The following is a 19,304-nucleotide window of genomic DNA, read 5'->3' as shown; positions in this document are numbered from 1 at the left end:
CTTAGCTTCTGCTATTCTACAAACGACTGCCTACATGCGGAGAATTTATGTCGGAATTATCATTGCTAGCGTTAATTGGTGTGCTGTCCATTAGCTGCCAGTGGTTAGCGTGGCGTATTAAGCTACCAGCCATACTGCCGCTGCTTATCTGCGGCTTGGTACTTGGGCCAACATTAGGGTTGCTAGACCCTGATGCGTTATTCGATGATTTGTTGTTTCCTTTTGTGTCCTTAGCCGTTGCTGTCATTCTGTTTGAAGGCAGTCTAACGCTAAAGTTTGAGGAAATAAGAGGGCACGGCCGAATGGTGACCAACCTGGTTAGCGTTGGCATGTTAGTGACCTTTTTGGTTATTGCCGTTCTTACCCACTTTATAATGGGGTACGGCTGGGAAATATCCGCGTTGTTTGGGGCGTTGGTTGTTGTGACAGGGCCTACCGTTATTCAACCAATGATACGTTCCATTCGCCCTATAAATAAGCTTGCGAACATTCTCCGCTGGGAAGGCATTATTATTGACCCGTTGGGCGCATTGCTCGCAGTTCTGGTTTATGAATTCATTATTGCCAGTCAGGACGTTGCGTTTTTACATGCGCTGCAAGCGTTCGCCACAACGGTAGCTATTGGCTTTGCTTTAGGTTGGGGCGCCGCGCGTTTGTTGGGACTGGCGCTTGGACGCGGGTGGTTCCCTCATTACCTGCAAAACGTTGCGACATTAACCATAGTGCTGGGTGTATTTGCGTTGTCGAACGCTATTCAGCATGAATCAGGTCTGTTAACGGTGACTGTCATGGGTATGGTTATGGCAAATACCCGAAACCTGAACATGGAAGAAATACTGGAGTTCAAAGAAACACTGAGTGTACTCCTTATTTCTGCGCTCTTTATTATTCTGGCTGCTCGTCTCGACTTTGCTGAATTCGATGCTCTGGGTATGCCTGCGGTCATTCTTATCGCAATTATCTTGTTCGCCGTGCGTCCGTTAGCGGTTTGGCTGTCTGCTATAGGCACAGAGCTGAGGTTTAAAGATAAGGTGCTACTGTCCTGGATTGCCCCTCGGGGTATTGTAGCAGCAGCTGTTTCAGCGTTATTCGCATTAAAAATGGAAGAGTCCGGTTGGGAAGAGGCTGCAGCGGTAGTGCCGTTGGTGTTTCTTGTAATTATGACTACGGTGGTTCTGCAGAGCTTAACGGCTAAACCGCTGGCGAGAATGTTAGGGCTGCTGGAGCCAGCAGCGAAAGGCTTCTTGATATTCGGAGCTAACCAAATGGCGCGGGCCGTGGGTAAAGCCTTGCAGGAAAGTGGCGTGAATGTACGCCTTGCTGATACCAACTGGGAAAATATTAAGCTGGCGCGTATGGATAACCTGCCAGTGTACTTCGGTAATCCAGCTTCTGAGCATGCGTCCAATAATATCGACTTAACAGGCCTGGGCCGCTTGTTGGTGATGTCGCCTTATAAACAGTTAAACCCGCTAGTTTCGATGTATTATCAAGACTGGTTTGGTTCCAGAAAAGTGCATGGTCTAAATGGCGGTGAGCAGGACTATCGGGCAAGTCACCAGCTGACGGAAAGCTACCGTAAGACCCTGAACTTATTCGGTGAAAGTGTGACTTACTCGAAGTTAGCGAGCCTTCACTTTCAGGGGGCTAAAATTAAGTCGACACCTATTACTGACAGCTTCAGCTTTGCGGATTACCAGCAAAAATACGGCACACGAGCGCTACCAATGTTTGCAATTGATGAAGCAGAGAAGTTGCATATATTCACGACTGAGCGTGAGTTAATACCGCAACCAGGCTGGACGGTTATAGCGATGATTTCGACGGAAAGCGATGAGTCAGAAAGTGAGAAACCTAACGCCAACTGAGCCTGATATTTTAGGCTGCCCCCGATGCGACTTAATTAGCCGCATCGGGGCTGTTGAAATAGGTCAGAAAGCTGAGTGCCCAAGGTGTGGCTACAGGCTGCTTGGCAAATCAGAGTACCGGGCAGACAAGTTACTGGCTTATTCTGTTACCGCTGTTGTCTTACTTATTTTTGCGTTAACTCTAGACTTTATTCAATACGATAGCTCTGGACTGACTCAGTCAATGACGCTTCTGGATGCCGCCTGGCAACTATCGTACTTTCATGAAAAGTTATTGGCTGTCATTGTTTTGCTTACCGTTATTTTGTATCCCTTACTGTATTTGTTCAGTCTTATCGCTGTGTTTGTCGCCATAAAAGCAAGAGCGTCAGCCTTGGCGCGTTATTTCTTGCGATTAAGTTCGCACGTTAAACCCTGGCTTATGGTCGATGTGTTTTTGTTGGGGACGCTAATTTCGCTGATAAAAATTTCTGGGCTTGCTAATGTTCAATTAAAGTTGGGCTTTTGGCTGTTTTGCGGGTTTGTTGCGTTTTTATTGGTGACCTATTACTTAGTGAATACGATGAACTTATGGTCGGTCGTTGGGAAGCAAACAAAAACGCTCAACAATGCAAAAGCTGGAATCACCGCACACGAACAAGGTTATAAGGTGTGTGAAGTGTGTCACCGATTAGTGTCTTTTGGCGTGTCAGATTGTCCGTGTTGCGGGGACGATATTGACCGACACTGGTGGCGCTCTCCACAGGCAACGTTGGCATTAATTGTCGCAGCTACGCTTTTACTGATTCCTGCTCATTGGTTACCGATAATGGAAACAGTACGTTTTGGTGCCGCCCAGCCATCGACCATTATTGGGGGCGTTATCGAGCTATGGCAGTCCGGCGATGCACCTATTGCTGCTATTGTATTTATTGCCAGTTTAGTTATTCCTGTTGCTAAGATACTCGCTTTGGTGGGATTAATGGCGTTGGCACGTTGGCAAACGCCACAGGCTGTGAATCATAGGTTAGTTTTGTATAAAGTAACTGACTGGATTGGCCGTTGGTCAATGATAGATATTTTTGTTGTGGCTATTTTGGTTGCGTTAGTAAGAAGCGGTACCGTAATGTCGGTTTACCCAGGCGCTGCGGCTATCGCCTTTGGTGCTGCTGTGGTATTGACCATGTTAGCGGCAATGAGCTTTGATACTCGTTTATTTTGGCGTGAGGCAGAGAAATGACAGAACCCGATGTCGCGAAAGTCAGCCGTTTAAAAGTACTGTCGCCGGTATGGATAGTGCCTATCGTCGCATTTCTTGTTGCGGGCTGGATGGTTTGGCAGGACACAAGTGGTGCTGGTCCGACAATTACCATATCGGTGTCAGATGCAGAGGGTATAGAGCCGGGAAAAACACGGATAAAAGTACGTAATGTCGATGTTGGACAAGTCACCGAAGTACGCTTGTCTGACGACTTTAAAGAAGCGGTTATTGAAGTGTCAATGAATGAGGACACCGATCGTATGCTGAATAGCGGTACTGAAGTATGGGTTGTGAAACCCAGAATTGGGCGTCGTGGCGTGAGCGGCCTGGGTACCTTGCTGTCAGGTGCTTATATTCAATTACAGCCAGGTGATGGTGGCGATTTTCAATCACATTTCACGGCGCTCGAAAATCCGCCGGTGACACCTCAGGAAACGCCCGGCAAGCGACTCACGCTAGTAAGTGACGGTCAAAGTCAGGTGTCTGTCGGAGACTCCGTTCAGTATCAGGGCTTCACTGTTGGCCAAGTTGAGCAAACAGAATTTTTGGTGGATAAGCGTGAGAGCCGCTACCAAGTTTTTGTGAAAGCCCCTTATGATGAATTACTGACAGAAAATACGCGTTTCTGGTTACAACGTGGCGTATCGGTTCAGTGGAACTCTCAGGGCATTGATCTTGCCCTTGGCTCAATAGACTCTTTGCTCGGTGCTGCTATTACTTTTGGAGTGCCGGAAGGCCAGCCGCGGGGCGATACGCTGCAACAGTCAACAAGCTTTGAGCTATTTAATAGTTTAGAAGAAGCTAAGCAACAAGGCTTTATTCATGGCATTGACTATGTGGTGTTGCTTGACGAGTCCATAGCAGGACTTGAGAAAGGAGCTCCTGTGCAGTTTAAAGGTGTGCGTGTCGGCACGGTTAGAGAGGTTCCGTTGCGCTGGTTCCCGGATGAGGACGACGAGGCACCTCTAAAACGCATTCCTATTCTAATTCGTTTTGAACCCGAGCGATTACGGGGGTTAGTGGCTGACACCAATATTAATAGTTGGGGAAAACGTTTACCGGAGCTTTTTGAGCAGGGGCTGCGAGCTAATATACGGGCGTCAAACTTGCTGACAAATACACTGTTTGTCGATGTCAGTTTCTACTCTGATGCAGAGCCGGTTGAGGGTGACCAGAAGTTCGCCGGCTACCCGGTTATGCCGGCGATGGCTAGTGATTTCACACGCCTGGAGGAAAAGCTAACGCAGCTGATGGATAAGTTTAATAAACTGCCGCTAGAGAATAGTTTGTCGGACTTCTCTCAAGCGATGCAGTCGGTTGATGTTACGGCTAACACGTTAAATGATATTTCAAAATCGCTGGCGCAAGTGCTTGAGCAACCAGAGATAAACCAGCTTCCAAAATTACTGAAGCAAAACTTACAACAGCTGCAAGAATTAACCGGTAGCTTAAGTGATGATTCGCCGACGCGCCGGCAGTTAAACCAGACCTTAAATGAAGTTGAAAAGCTCTCAAGAGATTTACAGCCAGTTATTGAGCAGCTTCAGCAGCAACCTAACTCACTGATTTTTAGCCCATCAGTGACACCAGATCCGGAGCCAAAAGCCTATGAAAATTAAAAACGTATTAGCCGGCTCGGTAAGCTTAGCGGCATTGTTTTTAGCGGGCTGTTCTAGCCAAAGTTATAATATTACGCAGTATCGTTTACCGCATTTAAGCCAGTCGGTTGACGCCATTTGTCCCGCATCGCAGCGAAGCATTGTCGTAGGTGAAGCGGCGTCTAAAATGGGAATACAAATTCAGCAGGATGAAACGCGTTGGCATACGGCAAAACAGCACCGCTGGAGCACGCCTTTGTCGAACCAGTTACAACGCAGCATTCAGCGGCTAATGCTGAACGATGACTGCACTGGACTCTTAACTGTCACCATTGAAGATTTTTATGGGAGTTATAATTCGCATGCGGTCATTGCTGGACATTGGCAATACGAGATGGAAAACAGCGCTAATACAGTCAGTGGTGCATTTACCGAAAAAGTGCCATTAAAAGCCGACGGTTACGCTGCTTTAGTCAATGCGTTAGATGAAGCCTGGTTGCACAGTATGGACACTATTAGCTTGTCTGTTAACTCGATGAGTGGCGATTAAAACCGCCACTCCCAGCTGAATTGAACGCCAACGTCTTGATCAATCATAGGTGAGTCAAGGTATTGAACCGATAACCTGACTAAACTGTCCCAAACTGGCTGTGTACGACGAATTAAAGCGCGCGATGTGCTGTCGGATCCGTCGTTATTGCTGCGACTGACTAACACGGTCCAGGCGGAGCCATCATTTGAAAACTGACGGTAACTAAAGGACGCAGTTTGACTCCCTTTGGGAAAAGGTGAGCCCGGGTTCCGCTGGTGACTTAAAAAGTACTGCCTTCCTGCGTTGTTCGTCGAATAAAAGTCATGCTCATTGCCGCCGTCTAACTGACTGTATTCGACCGTAACGCTATGACGAACGCTGTCAGAGCCCATCATCCACTGGCCACCAAGGGTGTAAGCCGGTTTATCATCACTTTCTAATTGCTTATCGATGCCAATTTCAGCATAAGCGGAAAATTGGTGTTTGCCCCAGTTAAAGCCGGTTCTGGCGTCGGCGGTCAGCATTCGGTTACTGATAGTATCTTCTCGCTGTTCTATGGCGCTAATGCCGAACCAAAGCTTACTTAGAAACTGGCTGGAAAAGCGAATGCCGTGAACTTGATAATGTTGGCTGTAGCCGTCGTCCTGGTAACCGCTAAATAAACTGATTTTGAACGGAGCCATGCCTGCTGGAGGATAGTCAGGCGCATAGTCAACGCGAACTTTTGGAATAGGTCGTGCATTATTAGAAAAGAGCAGGCTACTGTGCTCGGCCGGCCCCCAACGTAGTGGTAATGTATCGACACTAAAACTCCAGTCATTCAGGTTGTAGGCAAGATAGCTACCGTCTAATGTCTTTTTATGGTCACCTTCGAAAGGATCCTGTCGATAATTTACTTGTACACGCGCTGCCCAGCGCTCACCATGCATGGTTCGGCTTAGGCTTATTTTGCCTTCTTCGTAGATGTCGTCGCCGTAGTCTAAAACCGCATTTTCAGAGTCGGTCGCCGCGATATACCAACGTGTTTTTGGTCCACTTTGTGCCTGTGACAAACTGTGTCGAACGTGTTGAAGTGCCAACTTTTGAGTATTTGAAAGTTCGCTTGGGTCTAGCGCGTCCAATTGCGGTAATATGCTTTTCCAGGCTACCGGGTACTGCTGAATAGGTGTTTCTATTAAACCTGACTCTGCAAGAACAATAAGGCTATTACGTAACTCGACATCGCTCGCTTCAATCCAGACAGAAGCGTATGAGGGTGACGCAGCGGCGACGCACAAGGCTGCCGCTAAATATGTGTGTTTAATGAAGCGCATTCACAGATAATTTCGTTATTAGAATTGCATTATATAGTGCCAGACTTTTTAACACGAAGACAACGGTTTGTTGGTGTGAATACGTTATAATACGCTCGCAAATAAGAGAGGGCTGAAGAATGAAAAACTGGGTATTCGCATTAGTTGCCTTGTTAGCGCTAGTTGGTTGTGAGCAGCAAACAACAAACACCTTAAAAGAGAGTGAAATTATGTCGCTGGACCAGCAGTTGCTGCCAAACAGCGAGTGGCAACTAAGCCGTTCTGTTATTGAATTGAGTTTCTGTCGTGACAGGGTCAACGAGGACCTTCTCGCGTCTGAGAGTGAGTTAAGAGGTTGGCGTGGTTCCGGTGAACCTACTGCGTTTCCGCCTTATCGTGATGAGGGGCTTGAGAAGCTTGCAGAACTGCTTTCTGACCAACAAAGGTTGCTGTGGCAAAAAGAAGGGAATATCAGCGCTCAGCGTTACCATGTGGCTATGCCTGCAAACGTATCAAAAGGCGAACTGGAAGACGCTGTGTTTCCCCTAGTGGCGTTTCTGTCGTCATCGGAACAAGTGTGTCACGTTGCGGTGGATGATTCGTACTGAACAAAGCAGCAAACTTTATTTGCCGATTTTTCGTAGAGTTAGGGTAATGAATAGAAAAAACTCCTGCGAATGAACAGGAGTCTACTAGACTAAATACTATGGCATTGAGTGCAGGAGATAACGTCATGTCAGTAAGCTTAAAAATTGAAAATAAACTTCGCGACGCATTCGCGCCGGTGCACCTTGAAGTGCAGGATGAGAGCCATATGCACTCAGGCGGACCTAATGCCGAGTCGCACTTTAAAGTTGTTTTGGTAACGCCTAAATTTAGTGGTGAGAGACTGATTAACCGGCATCGAGCAGTCAATAAAATTTTAGCCGATGAGCTAATGAATGATATTCATGCGCTGGCGCTACATACCTACACTGAAGGCGAGTGGGAACAGGTTTCCGGAACAGCACCACGTTCACCGAATTGTATGGGCGGCTCGAAAGTCGCGGCGCATTAAAGAAAAATTAAGCATGTCTGATGTGTTCCTGCGCTTTCATTGGTTACAATGGGGGAAATAATCCGGAAAAAGGGAACATATCGACATGGTTATTAAGCCTAAAATCAGAGGGTTTATTTGTACAAACGCACATCCGGTCGGTTGCGCCGAAAACGTTAAACGTCAAATAAGTTACGTCAAGCAGCAACCTCCTATCGAAAATGCACCGAAAAACGTTCTTGTTATTGGATGCTCTACCGGTTACGGCTTAGCTTCACGTATTACCGCCGCCTTTGGTGGACAAGCGCATACACTGGGCGTTTGCTTTGAGAAAGAGCCAACAGAAAAGAAAACAGCCACTGCAGGCTGGTACAATACCGCTGCGTTTCACCAGGAAGCGGAAAGCGAAGGTCTTAAATTCCACTCAATAAATGGCGATGCATTTTCTGATGAAATAAAACAGGAAAGTATCGACTACATCAAAAATAACATGGGCAAAATTGACCTTGTTGTTTATAGCTTAGCGTCACCTAAGCGCAAAGACCCTGAAAGCGGCGAGCTTTATAGCTCTGTGCTTAAGCCAATTGGTAAGCAATACACGACGAAGACCTATAATACCGATAAAGATCAGGTGCACGAAGTGACACTTGACCCTGCGACTGATGACGACATTGCAAACACGGTTAAAGTCATGGGCGGTGAAGACTGGGAGCGTTGGATTAAAGCTCTGCACGATGCCGACCTTCTGGCGAATGACTGTCAGACAACGGCTTATACGTATATCGGTAAGAAACTGACCTGGCCTATTTATGGTCATGCAACCATTGGTCGGGCAAAAGAAGATCTCGACAGAGCCTCATCTGCGCTAGATGACACTTATAAAGATGTTAATCTGAAAGCTTATGTGTCTTCACTAAAAGCCTTGGTAACACAAGCCAGCTCCGCTATTCCTGTGATGCCGCTTTATATTTCGCTGATTTACGGCGTAATGAAAGAGGAAGGAACGCACGAAGGTTGTATTGAGCAAATTTATCGCCTGTTTACTGAAGGGCTTTATGCTGAAACCCCAGAGCTTGACGATGCAGGGCGCCTGCACATGGATGGCTATGAAACCAATGATAAAACACAAGCTAAAGTTGAAGCGCTTTGGGATAAAGTCACCCAAGAGAATTTCCACGATTTAGCGGACTATGAAGGTTACCACAACGACTTTTTGAAACTGTTTGGCTTTGGTTTTGACAACGTCGACTACGATGCTGATGTAAATCCAAAAGTAAACTGGTAAGCGTTGTAGGAAAAATGCTAAAATTCCGACGATAAGTGTGGAAAACGTTTCGAGTTACCGGCAAAAATACCCCTGGCCGGGGAAAGTTATGCCGGTAACTTTTTGATTTTTCAGGTTTCAGTCTTTTATGACTGGTTGTGATGAATCTTCCCTTAACGAGTAGTGCAAACGCATATGATTACGATCAAAAAAGGGCTGGACATCCCTATTAAAGGGGCGCCCCAGCAAAAGTTATCCGACGGTAAGGCCGTAACAACGGTTGCTACCTTAGGTGAAGAATACGTGGGTATGCGCCCAACCATGCACGTGAAAGTCGATGACCGCGTTAAAAAAGGTCAATTGATTTTCGAGGATAAGAAAAACCCTGGTGTCAAATACACAGCTCCCGGAGCTGGTGTTGTTAAAGACATTCTGCGTGGTGAGCGTCGTGTTTTACAAGCGGTAGTTATTGAGCTGGATGGTGAAGAGCAAGTCACCTTCGATAAGTTCGATAGCGATAAACTGACCTCGCTAGGTCGTGAAAAAGTGCAGGAAATATTGGTTGAGTCAGGCCAATGGCCGGCACTTCGCACTCGTCCTTACAGTAAAGCTCCTGCTCTGGATGCAGAAGCAACCGCTATTTTCGTTAATGCTATGGATACGAATCCATTAGCTGGCGACCCAACGGCTTTCATTAGTGAAAACAAGCAAGCCTTTATCGATGGTTTGAAAGTATTATCGAACCTGACTGAAGGTAAACTGTTTGTCGCTAAAGCGGGCGACGCTGAAGTTGATACTGGTGATGCAGAGGTCACTTTGGAGTCTTTCCAGGGGCCGCACCCGGCAGGGTTAGTCGGTACTCACATTCACTTCCTGCAGCCTGCTAGCTTGCAGCGTCCGGTTTGGCACATTGGCTATCAGGACGTTATTGCTTACGGCAAGTTGTTCACGACCGGTGAAATCTTTACTGACCGCATGGTGGCTTTAGGCGGCGAAGGCGTTAAAGAGCCTCGCTTATTGCGTACTCGCATGGGGGCTAACTTGCACCAGTTGACAGACGGCGAGTTAGCGGGTGACAACCAGCGTATTATTTCTGGTTCTGTCTTACACGGACACACAGCCGATGATGCTCATGCGTGGTTAGGTCGTTTCCATAACCAAGTAAGCGTGATTCCAGAAGGCGATCACAAAGAGTTTCTTGGTTGGCTGCGCCCGGGTTCAGACTTGCACTCAGTTACCCGAGCTTATGCGGGGCATTTTAATCCGAAGAAATTATTCAGCATGACAACCTCGACAAATGGTTCGTCACGTTCAATGGTGCCTATTGGTAACTATGAACGCGTCATGCCTTTGGATATTTTGCCAACCTTATTACTGCGCGACTTACTGTCTGGCGATACAGACGAAGGTCAACAACTGGGCTGCTTAGAGTTAGATGAAGAAGATCTGGCACTGTGCACCTATGTTTGCCCCGGTAAATACGAGTATGGACCGGTGTTGCGTGATTGTCTCACTAAGATTGAGAAAGAAGGCTAACCATGAGCTTGAAAGATACTCTTGAACGTATTGAGCCGCAGTTTGAGAAAGGCGGTAAATACGAGAAGTGGTATGCGCTTTACGAAGCGGTAGCCACAGTTTTATACACACCGGGTACTGTGACTAAGTCGAGTACGCACGTGCGTGATCGCATCGACCTGAAGCGCATCATGATTTTGGTGTGGATGATGACATTCCCGGCAATGTTTTGGGGAATGTATAACGTCGGTAACCAGGCAGCTATAGCATTAGCTGACGGTTATGCGTTATCAGACGCATGGCAAGTGGGCTTATTCCAGTTACTCGGTGGTGATCTTGGAGCCGACGCTGGCTGGCTTACTAAAATGTGGTATGGCGCCTGCTGGTATCTACCCATTTATGCGGTAACCTTTATTGTCGGCGGTTTCTGGGAAGTTCTGTTTGCGACCGTTCGCAAGCACGAAGTTAATGAAGGCTTCTTCGTTACTTCGGTTCTGTTCTCGCTGATTTTGCCAGCAACAACACCGCTTTGGCAGGTTGCTCTGGGTATCACCTTTGGTGTCGTTATTGGTAAGGAAATCTTTGGTGGTACAGGCCGTAACTTCCTGAACCCAGCATTAACCGGTCGCGCATTCTTATACTTTGCGTATCCAGCAAGTATGTCAGGTGACTCTATCTGGACAGCGGTAGACGGTTTCTCAGGTGCAACCAACTTAGGTGCGGCTGCGCTTGGCAACCTGAACTACGCTGATACTGAACTCTGGTGGAATGCCTTCTTAGGTAACATTCAGGGCTCAGTCGGTGAAGTCTCAACACTGATGATTCTTATCGGTGGTCTGGCATTAATTTACTTCCGCATTGCATCATGGCGTATTGTTTCCGGTGTTTTTGTGGGAATGGTACTGTTCTCAGGCTTGCTTAACCTTATTGGTAGCGACTCAAACCCAATGTTCGCAATGCCTTGGTACTGGCACTTAGTATTAGGTGGCTTTGCCTTTGCAATGATGTTTATGGCAACTGACCCGGTGTCAGCGTCATTTACGAACAAAGGTAAGTTCGCATACGGTCTGTTAATTGGCTTCATGACGGTGATGATTCGTGTCATTAACCCGGCATTCCCGGAAGGTATTATGCTGGCTATCTTGTTCGCGAACGTTTTTGCACCGCTGTTTGACTACTTTGTAGCACAGGCAAACATTAAACGGAGGTTAGCACGCAATGTCTAATAAGAACGAAAGCTTAGGCAAAACGATAGGTGTTGTGCTGGCGCTTTGTTTGGTGTGTTCAATTCTGGTTGCGGGTTCAGCGGTAGCGCTTAAACCAATGCAGGAAAAGAACGCGGCGCTGGCGATGCAGCGTCACATCCTGAACGCGGCAGGCATCTTAGAAGCCGGTATGGATATTCCCTCTGTCTACGACGAGCGTATTAAAGCGCACGTTGTTAGCTTGGAAGATTATCAAGTGGTGCAGGACAAAGATCCGAAGGACTTTGATAACCGCAAAGCCGCCGGCGACCCCGAAACCAGTACCAAACTTGACAAAAGTGAGGACATTGCTGGTTTAGGTACCATGGAAACCATGACCGAAGTTTATTTGGTCATGGACGAAAGTGGCAACCGTAACGGTGCGGTGCTGCACATCCGCGGGCAAGGCCTGTGGGGCACAATGTACGGTCTTATCTCGTTAGAAGACGACATGAGCACCGTACGTGGCGTTCACTTCTATGAACACTCAGAGACACCGGGCTTAGGTGGCGAAATCACTAATCCTAGCTGGGTTAAAACCTGGGAAGGCAAAGAGCTTTACGGTGACGATGGAAAAGTGAAGTTTGATTTGGTTAAAGGTGGTGCTTCAGGTGAGCACGAAGTTGATGCGCTTTCTGGCGCTACTTTAACCAGCAATGGCGTAGATGCACTTATCGATTTTTGGATGAGCGACAAAGCTTACGGCCCATTGCTTGATAAACTTCGCAAAGGGGAGCTGACAAATGGCTAGTGCAAAAGAAATGAAGTCCGTATTGTTCGGGCCAATCTTCGCGAATAACCCCATTGCGTTGCAAATACTGGGTATTTGCTCTGCATTGGCGGTGACGTCAAAAATGAGCAACACCTTGGTTATGTGTATCGCACTAACTGCGGTTGTTGCTGCATCTAACTTCTTTATCTCGATTATCCGTAATCACATTCCTTCGAGTGTGCGGATTATCGTACAAATGACCATCATTGCGAGCTTGGTTATTGTGGTTGACCAAGTGTTGAGAGCTTATGCTTATGAAATTTCTCGTGAGCTGTCGGTATTCGTGGGTCTTATTATCACCAACTGTATCGTCATGGGGCGTGCTGAAGCGTATGCGATGAAGAGCACTCCATTCATGTCGTTACTGGATGGTATCGGTAATGGTCTAGGTTACTCGGTTGTGCTGTTGGTGGTTGGTTTCATACGAGAGCTGTTCGGCTCAGGTAGCTTGTTCGATGTACAAATTCTGCCACTAGCATCAGAAGGCGGTTGGTACGAACCAGTCGGTTTGTTGCTAATGCCACCAAGTGCGTTCTTCATTATTGGCGGATTCATTTGGGTACTTCGTACTTTCCGTACAGAACAAGTCGAACCTAAGGAGTAAGGGCCATGGAACAGTATATTAACTTGTTTATTCGAGCGATTTTTATCGAAAACCTGGCACTGTCTTTCTTCTTAGGAATGTGTACGTTTCTTGCGGTTTCTAAGAAAGTTAAAACGGCCTTTGGTCTGGGTGTTGCGGTTATCGTCGTACTGGGTATTTCGGTGCCGGTTAATAACTTGGTTTATCACAACATACTGGCGCCAGGCGCATTAGAATGGGCTGGCTTTCCAGACGCGGATCTAAGTTTCCTGCGTTTCTTAACCTTTATCGGTGTGATAGCGGCACTGGTTCAAATTCTGGAAATGACTTTGGACAAATACGTGCCTGCACTTTATAACGCGTTGGGTATTTTCCTACCGCTAATTACCGTTAACTGTGCCATTTTCGGTGGTGTTTCGTTCATGGTTGAACGTGACTACAACTTTGGTGAGTCAGTGGTTTACGGTATTGGTAGTGGCGTTGGCTGGTGTTTAGCTATCGTAGCGCTTGCAGCTGTGCGTGAAAAACTCAAATATGCCGATGTACCTGATGGTTTGCGTGGATTAGGCGCAACTTTCATGTCAGTAGGTTTGATTGGTTTAGGCTTTATGTCGTTCTCCGGCGTATCTCTTTAATCCAGTGTGTTGAATCAGTAAACGTTAAAGGTACGAATCGATGGATATTACTCTGATAGCGCTCGGTGTAGGGATGTTTACCATCATCGTACTGATTTTGGTGGCGATAATTATGTTCGCTAAATCAAAGTTAGTACCGCAGGGCGATGTAGAAATCCTGATTAACGAAGACGAAGACAAGAAGATTGTGACCCAGCCGGGCACCAAGCTATTGGGCGCATTGGCGAACGCGGGCATCTTCGTATCGTCTGCTTGTGGTGGCGGTGGTTCATGTGGACAGTGTCGTGTCACCATTAAAGAAGGTGGCGGGGATATTCTGCCAACCGAGCTTGATCACATTACTAAACGTGAAGCACGCGAAGGTGTTCGCTTGTCATGTCAGGTTAACGTAAAGCAGGACATGAAAATTGAACTGCCTGAAGAAATCTTTGGTATCAAAAAGTGGGATTGTACTGTTAAGTCTAACGACAACGTAGCAACCTTCATCAAAGAGTTCGTTGTACAGTTGCCGGAAGGTGAAGAAGTACCATTCCGGGCCGGTGGTTACATTCAGATTGAAGCTCCACCGCACCACGTTAAGTACAAAGACTTTGATATTGCCCCGGAGTATCGTGGTGACTGGGAACGCTTCGGATTCTTAGATGTTGAATCTAAAGTTGATGAAGAAGTTGTTCGCGCATACTCAATGGCAAACTATCCTGAAGAAAAAGGCATCATTATGCTGAACGTTCGTTGTGCGACACCGCCACCGAACGACTTGAGCTTGCCAGCAGGTAAAATGTCTTCGTATATCTTCAGCCTTAAGCCAGGTGATGAAGTTACTATTTCTGGTCCATTTGGTGAGTTCTTCGCTAAAGAGACAGATGCAGAAATGGTCTTCATTGGTGGTGGTGCAGGTATGGCGCCAATGCGCTCGCACATTTTTGACCAGTTACGTCGCTTAAATACAGATCGTAAAATTACGTTCTGGTATGGCGCTCGTTCACTGCGTGAAATGTTCTATGTTGAAGACTTCGACATGCTGCAAGAAGAGAATGACAACTTCGAATGGCATGTTGCCTTGTCAGACCCGCAACCAGAAGATAACTGGGACGGCGACACAGGATTCATTCATAACGTGTTATTTGAACGTTACCTGAAGGACCATGAAGCGCCTGAAGATTGTGAGTTCTATATGTGTGGACCACCGGTTATGAACGCAGCAGTAATCAATATGTTGAAAGACCTAGGGGTCGAAGACGAAAACATCATGTTAGATGACTTTGGTGGTTAATTGGTGATGCTGTCGAAATTATCGATTGTAAAACTATGGCTAGCTCTTTTAGGGCTAGCCTTTTTAGTCTCTTGCTCCGATGCGCCTGAGCGTATCGAGTTTAGCGGAGGGACTATGGGAACAACCTACAGTGTTGTTCTATTTAGTAAAGATCCGCGCCATTCGGCGGACAAAATTCAAACGAAAGTCGATACCGTGTTAGAGCGCGTAAACGCGCAAATGTCGACTTACGATCCGAACTCTGAACTGTCGCAGTTTAACCAGCTTGAAAGTACCGAACCAGTGGTGATTAGTCGTGATCTGGAAAGAGTGGTAAGTCGAGCTTTAGATATTGCTCGTGAAACCGATGGTGCTTTAGATATAACCGTTGGTCCTCTGGTGAACCTATGGGGTTTTGGACCAAACGGCAAGCCTGAACAGCAGCCAACAGCAGAAGAGCTGTCAGCGATTTCTAAACGAGTTGGATATGAAAAGCTGAGTGTTAGTAACCATCAGCTGATAAAAGCGCACCCTGAAATGTATGTGGACTTATCGACTATTGCCAAAGGCTATGGTGTAGATAAAGTTGGAAACTTAATGGACCAGCTGGGTATTAAACAATACCTTATTGAAATCGGCGGTGAAATTTTGGCCAAAGGTGGGAAGCCAGCCGATGAAAAGTGGAAATTAGCTGTTGAAAAACCGGTTTCTACGGAACGAGCTGTTCAGGAAATTGTCGAATTTAAAGAAGGCGCCTTAGCGACTTCAGGTGACTATCGAAACTATTTTGAAGAGAATGGTCGTCGATATTCACATATTATTGATCCCGCAACGGCAGAACCAATACAGCACAACTTGGTATCTGTGTCAGTCTTTGCGGATGATGCAATGTCAGTAGACGCTTATGCAACGGCTTTATTGGTGATGGGCACCGAGAAAGCAAAGGCGTTTGCAGATGCAAATCAGCTTGCTGTTATGCTGATTTATAAAACTGATGAAGGTTTTGAAGAGTATACCAGTCAGTGGTTTAAACCTTTATTAGTGAGCAATAAATAGGAGTAGTCATGCAAACCTTTTTAATGGTATTTGCCTTATTTATCTTAGTCGTTTTGGCAATGGCCATTGGTTATATGGTACAGAGAAAGTCAATTTCAGGTAGCTGTGGTGGTATTAGCTCACTGGGCATGGACAAAGCTTGCGATTGCGATGATCCTTGCGATAAGCGCAAAGCACGTATGAAAAAAGAACAGCAGTGGAAAGAAAACCAGATTAATTGATCAAAAACCCCATACAGGTTATAACGATATAACTTTTAATTTTACAAGCGAATGGGGGAGAAATGAAGCCGATAGACATTCAGACTAACGGTAATGAGTTGTATCTCGATTGTAACGCAACAACGCCGGTTCTCCCTCAAATCGCCAAAGCAGTTTCTCACACTATGGAAACTGTATTTGGAAACCCATCCAGTAGCCATATCACTGGCCTTAAAGCTCGTTATATTTTGGATACTACCAGGCAACTTGCCCGTAAAATAGTTGGCTTAGAACGTGGGCGACTTATATTTACCAGCGGCGCTACCGAAGGCATTCAAACCGCAGTTGTTTCCGCCATCTCTCATGCAATGAAAACTCGGCCCAGCTCTAAGTACCTTTTATATGGGGCGACAGAGCATAAAGCTGTTCCGCAAGCGTTAGAGCACTGGAATGAACTGCTTGGTCTCCACGCTGAATTGAAAGCGATTCCGGTCGACCGTGAGGGGCGTTTAGATCTTGATTTTATAGAGCGACATGTCAGTGATGCCGCAATGATATGCACAATGGCGGTAAATAATGAAACGGGCGTTAAACAGGATATTAAAGCCCTGGAAGAGGCAATAAGAGCCAATAATGCGTCTATCCCCTGGATGGTGGATTGCGTTCAGGCGCTCGGTAAATTGCCTCTGACGCTTGATGAAACAACTATAGATTACGCGCCTTTTAGTGGACATAAACTATATGGTCCCAAAGGGATAGGCTTTATGGCGGTTCGTGAGCAGGCGCCATTCACGCCGTTACTTATTGGCGGTGGGCAAGAGTCTGGCCAACGTTCTGGTACGGAAAATTTACCTGGAATTGCGGCGTTGAATGCGTTGTTTGAGTTACTAATTACTGAAAATGAAGTACTGCAGTCTGATAAGAGGTTGCGAGAGTATCGTCGACAGTTGGCTGAAAGCTTACAAATGGCATTTCCAACACTTGTGTTTAACCACAATTTTGAACTGAGTGTACCGACAACACTGAACTTTTCTGTTCGAGGCGTCGCTTCAAGAGACATTATGGATGTTTTTGACGCGTGCGGAATTCGTGTCAGCGGCGGTTCAGCCTGCAGCTCTAAAGTGGTAGGTAGTTTTGTGCTAAGAGCAATGGGACTCGACGACTGGCAAAGCCAAGCCGCCATTCGCATGTCATTTGGTCCGGCGACCACGCAGCAGGACATTGATGAGGCGTGTTATCGAATACGACAGGCCGGTGATGCACTTAAACATTCATGTCTACTCATTGCGGATACAAATAATGATAACGATGCTGCGTTAGATGGCGTCGTCCAATTAAAATATGATGCGCACTGCTGTTATTTAATTATTGATAAGGCCGCAAAGGAACTAGTTGTTATAGACCCTCACCCGGCTTTGTCAGCTCGTATTGAGAACATCGTTACTTGCCGAGACTATAAAGTAAAGGCGGTTTTAAGTACAGGCTCAGATACAGATATTACAGAAGCTGCAGAGTTGCTAAGAGGTATTTTACTAAGAGAGTCCAGCAATCATGATGCCATTGGATGGCCTCAGAGCAATAACCGTAGCTGTGACGCTGTTCCTGCTGACTCTGAAGTTGATGTAGAAGGCTGTGTTGCGATTGGTGAAAGACGACTCTTTCGTGTCAATAGTGAGCACCCGGTGTTTGCGTTGAGTGAGCCGGCCGGTTTAAAAAGCCAGGTTAAGACCGACGTCGTATTCCCGGGGGATGCACCGCTTCACAATTATGAAAAAGCGGTGTCTGGTGATGCACTGGTTTGCCCGAAAGATGATCCCGAGCATCGTATTGTCTATTCGTTATGTGAGACTTTTGGTCAATGCGACCCGTCCGAGGATGTGAATATTCCAATTGGTGAGACTGACGAATTTTGGTATCGGGATGATCTTGTCGTGATTGACGTACGAGAGCGTCAAGAGCATGTTGTGTCTGACATTCCATGCACAGCTGACGTTATTAATGTGCCGGTCACTGAAGTCATACAATTTATTCATGACCACCAGACACTCAAAGAACGCGATATTATCTGTGTCTGCCGTTCGGGAAACCGCAGCGCTGTGGTTGCTAATGTTTTACAGCGCCATGGATTCAAACGAACGCGTCACCTTATGGGAGGGCTTGCTCTTTTGAGCTCGCCGGCTGCCAAAGCAGTCTAGCGATAAAACCGTCTTTGCCGACGAACCAACAACTAATATCGCCGTGGCACTGCACATTCCAAATGTTTTTATCAGATAATGGATACCACTGGCCGGAACCAACGTTTAATGCTGTGGCGCCTTGCGGGTTAGAGGTTAGCAGCCAGTCTCCTTCGTGTGAGACTTTACTGAGGCTGTATAGCGCACCGCTAAGAGGAGGCTCGGGTAACGCCTTGAACTCTTCGTTGGAATAGTGCCACAAGCGTGGAGCCTCTTGTTCGTCGCTTTCTTCACTCAATGAGCCGCCTGCAATATAAAAGTTGTCTTCATTGTCAGGCCAAACGCTGGTGATACCTGCCATAGGACCTGCCTGCATAGGTGCATCGATAACCTTAAAGCGAATACCGAAAGAGCCTTTAACTAATACCCGCGCTTTGTCGGCATTACCGGTTGCTATCATCCAGGTATCATTGTTAAAACGTGCGCAGCTACCACTAGAAGCAAAGCCACCTTCGTTCGATTGCGGCGGCTCAGCAACAGCGGAACGAACCTGCATCCAATTGCGACCGTCAGCGCTTCTGACCATGCGCCACTCGTCACCAACACTGTCACCATACACCCAAGCTTCGCCGCTAGGTGCTAATGCCATGCAATTGAAAAATGAGTCACCTTCACCACGATAGCGTAAACGCCAGCTATTGCCGCCATTTTCGGTGTAGTAGATTCTTGACTGACCGCCGTCACCGACACTCATTGCATAAGCCCGGCGGTCATCAATAGCCTCAATGTCCCGAAATTGAAGATAGTCCGGGCCGGGCTGGAAGTACTGCCAGCTTTTTCCGGCGTCGGTTGAGCGAGCAACGGTTCCGTTTTCACCGGCGACCCAAATGGTGTTGCGGCTGACCGGGCTTATGCCAATCCAGTGTTGCTCTTTAATTGTATCGAGTATTTCCAGCTCTGGCGGTGCGGCTGCGGAGCCAAAAGTTGAAGCTCCGCTCAATAATGCCGCGGCGCAGCATGCGTTTCGTACTAGCTTCGTCATC

General features: G+C 46.9%; 18 protein-coding genes. 16 read left to right on the top strand and 2 right to left on the bottom strand.

Annotated features, from left to right (window positions below):
* The first annotated feature begins 47 nt into the window (after positions 1-47).
* The 4 genes from BLT32_RS03425 to BLT32_RS03410 are packed head-to-tail and all read left to right on the top strand — an operon-like array spanning position 48 to position 5,256.
* Positions 48-1,868 (top strand): cation:proton antiporter, encoded by a 1,821-nt coding sequence (locus BLT32_RS03425; protein ID WP_053952893.1) that lies wholly within the window; start codon positions 48-50, stop codon positions 1,866-1,868.
* Positions 1,834-3,087, top strand: a complete 1,254-nt coding sequence (locus tag BLT32_RS03420) for a paraquat-inducible protein A (RefSeq protein WP_074668871.1) — start codon at positions 1,834-1,836, stop codon at positions 3,085-3,087. The genes BLT32_RS03425 and BLT32_RS03420 overlap by 35 nt, the downstream gene beginning before the upstream one ends.
* Positions 3,084-4,727 carry an intermembrane transport protein PqiB gene (gene pqiB / locus BLT32_RS03415; protein WP_053952892.1) on the top strand — a complete coding sequence of 548 codons (1,644 nt, stop codon included), beginning with the start codon at positions 3,084-3,086 and terminating at the stop codon, positions 4,725-4,727. The genes BLT32_RS03420 and pqiB overlap by 4 nt, the downstream gene beginning before the upstream one ends.
* A complete protein-coding gene (locus tag BLT32_RS03410; protein ID WP_053952891.1) occupies positions 4,717-5,256 on the top strand; it encodes a PqiC family protein in 540 nt (179 codons plus the stop codon). Before pqiB ends, BLT32_RS03410 begins: the two co-directional genes overlap by 11 nt.
* Here BLT32_RS03410 and BLT32_RS03405 read toward each other — a convergent pair.
* Positions 5,253-6,551: a capsule assembly Wzi family protein gene (locus BLT32_RS03405; protein ID WP_053952890.1), complete on the bottom strand. Its 1,299-nt coding sequence runs from the start codon at positions 6,549-6,551 to the stop codon at positions 5,253-5,255. The genes BLT32_RS03410 and BLT32_RS03405 overlap by 4 nt on opposite strands.
* 119 nt (positions 6,552-6,670) lie before the next feature.
* On the opposite strand from BLT32_RS03405, the gene BLT32_RS03400 reads away from it, so the two are divergent.
* The 12 genes from BLT32_RS03400 to BLT32_RS03345 all read left to right on the top strand — a co-directional run bounded on the left by BLT32_RS03400 (position 6,671) and on the right by BLT32_RS03345 (position 18,282).
* Entirely contained in the window at positions 6,671-7,138 is a 468-nt protein-coding gene (locus tag BLT32_RS03400) for a putative periplasmic lipoprotein (RefSeq protein WP_053952889.1), read from the top strand.
* Between the two features lie 125 nt (positions 7,139-7,263).
* Positions 7,264-7,587: a BolA family protein gene (locus BLT32_RS03395; protein ID WP_053952888.1), complete on the top strand. Its 324-nt coding sequence runs from the start codon at positions 7,264-7,266 to the stop codon at positions 7,585-7,587.
* 85 nt (positions 7,588-7,672) lie between these two features.
* Positions 7,673-8,851, top strand: a complete 1,179-nt coding sequence (fabV, locus tag BLT32_RS03390) for an enoyl-ACP reductase FabV (protein ID WP_053952887.1) — start codon at positions 7,673-7,675, stop codon at positions 8,849-8,851.
* Between the two features lie 174 nt (positions 8,852-9,025).
* The gene (locus tag BLT32_RS03385; protein ID WP_053952886.1) at positions 9,026-10,366 is read left to right on the top strand and encodes a Na(+)-translocating NADH-quinone reductase subunit A; all 1,341 of its coding nucleotides are present in this window, start codon (positions 9,026-9,028) and stop codon (positions 10,364-10,366) included.
* A gap of 2 nt (positions 10,367-10,368) precedes the next feature.
* Positions 10,369-11,571 carry an NADH:ubiquinone reductase (Na(+)-transporting) subunit B gene (locus BLT32_RS03380; protein WP_053952885.1) on the top strand — a complete coding sequence of 401 codons (1,203 nt, stop codon included), beginning with the start codon at positions 10,369-10,371 and terminating at the stop codon, positions 11,569-11,571.
* Complete coding sequence (locus tag BLT32_RS03375) at positions 11,564-12,340, top strand: Na(+)-translocating NADH-quinone reductase subunit C (RefSeq protein ID WP_053952884.1); 777 nt, start codon at positions 11,564-11,566, stop codon at positions 12,338-12,340. Before BLT32_RS03380 ends, BLT32_RS03375 begins: the two co-directional genes overlap by 8 nt.
* Positions 12,333-12,965, top strand: coding sequence for an NADH:ubiquinone reductase (Na(+)-transporting) subunit D (locus BLT32_RS03370; protein ID WP_053952883.1), 633 nt, complete (start codon positions 12,333-12,335; stop codon positions 12,963-12,965). Before BLT32_RS03375 ends, BLT32_RS03370 begins: the two co-directional genes overlap by 8 nt.
* A gap of 5 nt (positions 12,966-12,970) precedes the next feature.
* Positions 12,971-13,579 carry an NADH:ubiquinone reductase (Na(+)-transporting) subunit E gene (gene nqrE, locus BLT32_RS03365; RefSeq protein ID WP_053952882.1) on the top strand — a complete coding sequence of 203 codons (609 nt, stop codon included), beginning with the start codon at positions 12,971-12,973 and terminating at the stop codon, positions 13,577-13,579.
* 40 nt (positions 13,580-13,619) lie between these two features.
* The gene (gene nqrF, locus BLT32_RS03360) at positions 13,620-14,852 is read left to right on the top strand and encodes an NADH:ubiquinone reductase (Na(+)-transporting) subunit F (RefSeq protein ID WP_053952881.1); all 1,233 of its coding nucleotides are present in this window, start codon (positions 13,620-13,622) and stop codon (positions 14,850-14,852) included.
* 114 nt (positions 14,853-14,966) lie between these two features.
* Positions 14,967-15,887 (top strand): FAD:protein FMN transferase, encoded by a 921-nt coding sequence (locus BLT32_RS03355; RefSeq protein ID WP_235443945.1) that lies wholly within the window; start codon positions 14,967-14,969, stop codon positions 15,885-15,887.
* An 8-nt stretch (positions 15,888-15,895) separates the two neighbouring features.
* The gene (gene nqrM / locus BLT32_RS03350) at positions 15,896-16,108 is read left to right on the top strand and encodes a (Na+)-NQR maturation NqrM (RefSeq protein ID WP_053952880.1); all 213 of its coding nucleotides are present in this window, start codon (positions 15,896-15,898) and stop codon (positions 16,106-16,108) included.
* Between the two features lie 62 nt (positions 16,109-16,170).
* Positions 16,171-18,282 (top strand): aminotransferase class V-fold PLP-dependent enzyme, encoded by a 2,112-nt coding sequence (locus BLT32_RS03345; RefSeq protein WP_053952879.1) that lies wholly within the window; start codon positions 16,171-16,173, stop codon positions 18,280-18,282.
* Here BLT32_RS03345 and BLT32_RS03340 read toward each other — a convergent pair.
* Positions 18,233-19,303, bottom strand: a complete 1,071-nt coding sequence (locus tag BLT32_RS03340) for a WD40/YVTN/BNR-like repeat-containing protein (protein ID WP_235443944.1) — start codon at positions 19,301-19,303, stop codon at positions 18,233-18,235. The genes BLT32_RS03345 and BLT32_RS03340 overlap by 50 nt on opposite strands.
* Position 19,304: the final 1 nt, after the last annotated feature.

It is taken from the genome of Idiomarina zobellii (assembly GCF_900100855.1).
GTDB classification, from domain to species: Bacteria; Pseudomonadota; Gammaproteobacteria; order Enterobacterales; family Alteromonadaceae; genus Idiomarina; species Idiomarina zobellii.
The sequence above is the reverse complement of the archived record's forward strand: the minus strand, read 5'-3'. Positions and strand labels throughout refer to the sequence as shown.